We start from the raw sequence: 2,364 nt of genomic DNA, 5'->3' as shown, positions 1-2,364 counted from the left end.
CGACGCAGGTCATCAATGTTTTTTCGATAAAATTCCTCTTAAATATCATAAAGATAGCAACTTTGAAGCCCAAGGAGTTCGCGTGGTGCCTGGTGCCAGCGCGCGCTTTGGCTCATACGTTGCCAAAGGCGTGATTCTGATGCCGTCATACGTCAATATTGGCGCCTATATTGATGAGTGCACCATGATTGATACCTGGGCCACCGTTGGTTCGGCCGCACAAATTGGTAAAAATGTGCACATATCTGGCGGTGTAGGCATTGGTGGTGTGCTTGAACCCATGCAGGCATCTCCGACGATTATTGAAGATAACTGTTTTATTGGTGCACGCTCTGAAATTGTTGAAGGTGTCATTGTTGAAGAAGGTGCCGTCATTTCTATGGGTGTTTACATTGGCCAAAGCACCCGTATTTATGATCGCGAAACTGGCGAGATCCACTACGGTCGCGTACCTGCAGGTGCAGTAGTTGTACCCGGGAACCTGCCAAGCAAAGATGGTAAATACAGCCTGTATGCCGCCATTATTGTGAAAAAGGTAGATGCAAAAACACGTGCAAAAGTAGGCATTAATGCCCTGCTGCGCGGCGCGGAATAATCCCGTCATCCAGTAATAAACCACACATAAAAAATCCACCGTGACGGTGGATTTTTTGTATACGCTAGTTATACGCTCGTCAGGTTCTTACACGTTACGCCAGCTTGTTAACAAAGCCTTTTAGCCATTCAATAACGTCAGTTTCAGGTTCCAGCGTTTCCATCGCATCCACTTCCAGCATATCGGCGATGCGTTTACCCTGTAACTCTGTTAACAGTTCCTGCCACTGTCTGCCAGCACCACAGAAAGAATCACCGTAACTACTGTCACCTAATGCAGCAACCGCAAAGGGTTTGCCATCCAGCAGCGGGAAAGCGGTGCGTAATTCATCAAAGGTGAATTCCAGATTGGGCGGAATATCGCCCGAACCGGTAGTAGATGTGATCACCAGTAATCCATCCGGATCGGTAATGTCAGTGACACTCGCATCGGTGAACACCACCGCATTGATACCTTCTGAAGACAGAAACGTTTGCACAGACTCCGCTACACTCTCGGCATTACCGTATACCGAACCTACAATAATATTTACTGTCGCCATTTACTTACCTTTTTCACAGACTCCAGGTTAAAAACGGTTGCCAGCTTACCAATAACTCATGCATTTCGCTATCGGGTTGGCACGTAATAGAGAGCCATTGGCGGCTTATTGGATGATAGAACCCCATTTGAGTACACACCAGCATAAGACGCTGACAATGAAAGGTATCTCTCAAAAATTGATTTTGCCGCCCATCGCCATGAGTGGTATCACCTACAATAGGATGGCGCAAATGAATAAGATGACGACGCAACTGATGCTTGCGTCCTGAATAGGGCCGCAATCCAACCCAGCTGTAGCGCGCTGTTTTGTATCGCCCAACCTCGAAGGGCAATTCATAGTGTGCCAACGGCCAGTAATCGGTGTGAGCTGACTGAGGTTCGACGGCCTGGGTCCGATTCGCATCCGCCATTTTGTCCCATCGGTATTTTAATGCGTAGTCGACTGTGCCATGTGCCTTAATCAATCCGCGAACCAATGCACGGTATTCTTTTTTCATCCCATGAGCCATCATTTGTGCATTCATCAGGGATGCCGTTTCTCTTTGTAACGCAAACAACAATACACCTGCAGTGGGACGGTCCAGGCGGTGTAAAGGAAACACATGCTGACCGAGTTGATCTCGCAGTATCTGCACTGCAAAGCGCGTTTCATGTTTATCAATAGGGCTTCGGTGAACAAGCAATCCAACTGGCTTATATACCGCCACCAGCCACTCATCCCGATATAGAATTTGCAGGGTTTCCTGATTAGTTGCGGGTATTAACGATTCGCTCATGCCTGCTCACTCCAGCTATCCAGCTCACCCAGTATGCGTTGCACCTCTGCATGCCGGCTTCCCCAAACTATTTCCGCAACCGGCTTAATCGCCATCACAGGAACGGATATCTCTGACTTAGCTAGCAGCGATTGCATGCGCGGTAAGAAAATAAATTGCAGCCATTGTTCCAGTGCCAGCGTATCACAGGCAAAGGGTTGCTGGCTGGCCAATGCACTGGCGGATGGGGTTTCACTCCCCCATAATCCGGAATCCTGTAAGGCATTTTCTAACGCTTCCAGCAATAGATTCCCCCGCTTTACTGCATCTGTCATTACGCCAACCTCCAATGCCTGTTAAACTAGCGGTTATCTGAAATAGTATGAATTTGAAGCATGAATTCACAAGACATCCACTCTTTGAGTGAGTTTCTGCTACACGCAGGCACGGATTATCGCATTTTTGACCTTG

At 47.9% G+C, this 2,364-nt stretch carries 4 protein-coding genes; 1 reads left to right on the top strand and 3 read right to left on the bottom strand.

The annotated features are described in order from the left end of the window. Positions 1-595, top strand: a 595-nt coding sequence (locus ACLR2L_RS19935) for a 2,3,4,5-tetrahydropyridine-2,6-dicarboxylate N-succinyltransferase (protein WP_413370740.1), incomplete at its 5' end; no start/stop codon positions are given. Between the two features lie 94 nt (positions 596-689). Here the strand turns inward: ACLR2L_RS19935 and ACLR2L_RS19930 are convergent. From ACLR2L_RS19930 to ACLR2L_RS19920, 3 genes are read right to left on the bottom strand one after another with little or no spacing between them, the layout of a single operon-like run. Then, positions 690-1,136 (bottom strand): flavodoxin domain-containing protein, encoded by a 447-nt coding sequence (locus ACLR2L_RS19930; protein WP_413370738.1) that lies wholly within the window; start codon positions 1,134-1,136, stop codon positions 690-692. A 13-nt stretch (positions 1,137-1,149) separates the two neighbouring features. Then, a complete protein-coding gene (locus ACLR2L_RS19925) occupies positions 1,150-1,914 on the bottom strand; it encodes a pseudouridine synthase (RefSeq protein WP_413370736.1) in 765 nt (254 codons plus the stop codon). After that, positions 1,911-2,228 carry a YqcC family protein gene (locus tag ACLR2L_RS19920; protein WP_413370734.1) on the bottom strand — a complete coding sequence of 106 codons (318 nt, stop codon included), beginning with the start codon at positions 2,226-2,228 and terminating at the stop codon, positions 1,911-1,913. The genes ACLR2L_RS19925 and ACLR2L_RS19920 overlap by 4 nt, the downstream gene beginning before the upstream one ends. Positions 2,229-2,364: the final 136 nt, after the last annotated feature.

Origin of the sequence: Alteromonas sp. AMM-1 (genome assembly GCF_047290655.1) — a bacterium.
GTDB classification, from domain to species: Bacteria; Pseudomonadota; Gammaproteobacteria; order Enterobacterales; family Alteromonadaceae; genus Alteromonas; species Alteromonas mangrovi.
Note: the sequence above shows the minus strand (reverse complement) of the source record. Positions and strands in the feature narration are given on the sequence as shown.

What these genes read in the sequence shown, in the direction of transcription:
- ACLR2L_RS19930 (WP_413370738.1), bottom strand. Translation starts at nt 1,136, where the DNA reads ATGGCGACAGTAAATATTATTGTAGGTTCGGTATACGGTAATGCCGAG.
- ACLR2L_RS19925 (WP_413370736.1), bottom strand. Translation starts at nt 1,914, where the DNA reads ATGAGCGAATCGTTAATACCCGCAACTAATCAGGAAACCCTGCAAATT.
- ACLR2L_RS19920 (WP_413370734.1), bottom strand. Translation starts at nt 2,228, where the DNA reads ATGACAGATGCAGTAAAGCGGGGGAATCTATTGCTGGAAGCGTTAGAA.